We start from the raw sequence: 827 nt of genomic DNA, 5'->3' as shown, positions 1-827 counted from the left end.
GCGGCGACCAAGTCGGCGATCCTGGGCCTCATCATTCTGGCCACGGCGGCCTTCTTCGTGCCGCTCGAGATCCTGCACCCCTTCTGGATGCTGGCCTTCCTGATCCTGATCTCGACCACCTTCGCCCTGTTCGGCTTCATCATCGGGGTCTGGGCGCAGAATTTCGAGCAGCTTCAGTTCGTGCCCATGCTGATCGTCACGCCCCTGACCTTCCTGGGCGGCGCCTTCTATTCGATCGAGATGCTGCCCGAGGGCTGGCGCACGGTCGCCCTGTTCAACCCGGTGGTCTATCTGATCTCGGGCTTCCGCTGGGCCTTCTACGGCGTGGGGGACGTCAGCGTCGAAATCAGCCTTGCGGCCACGCTGGGCTTCTTCTTCGCCTGTCTGGCGGTGGTGGGCTGGATCTTCAAGACCGGCTATCGTCTGAAGAACTGAAGGTCACGAAAGCGCCGAACTCGGCGCTCACCGTCCTGCCCCTCTAACGCCTTTTCGACCTGATGCGCGCCCGGCCGGGCGCCGGAGACCGAATGTCCGACGCCGACGACAAGCCCCAGTCGCCTGAAACGCAGTCCGCCCCGCGCGCCCCCGAGCCCTTCCGCCGGGGCCAGATCACCTGGGGCCGCCCGCCACAGGCCGCCTTCCACGTCGGCCCCCTGCCGCGCGACGAGGGCCTGGCGCGCCTGGCCGCCATGCCGCCGCACCCGAAACCGGCCCAGCCGAAGCCCGCCCCCGCGCGCCCGCAGGCGGCCCAGCCCGCCGCCTCGCGCCCGGCCGCGCCCGCCGCCCGACCCGCCGACGTGTTCGGCGGCTCCATGGTCCCGCGCCGT

At 70.0% G+C, this 827-nt stretch carries 2 protein-coding genes; both read left to right on the top strand.

The features are described from left to right. On the top strand, positions 1-435 hold a 435-nt coding region (locus BJP32_RS16655), incomplete at its 5' end, for an ABC transporter permease (protein ID WP_158043319.1). Positions 436-527: 92 nt separating this feature from the next. Further along, positions 528-827, top strand: a 300-nt coding sequence (locus BJP32_RS16650; protein ID WP_198935309.1) for a hypothetical protein, incomplete at its 3' end; no start/stop codon positions are given.

Origin of the sequence: Brevundimonas sp. ZS04, from assembly GCF_001956865.1 — a bacterium.
GTDB lineage: Bacteria > Pseudomonadota > Alphaproteobacteria > Caulobacterales > Caulobacteraceae > Brevundimonas > Brevundimonas diminuta.
This window is presented reverse-complemented; position numbering and strand designations above follow the sequence as displayed.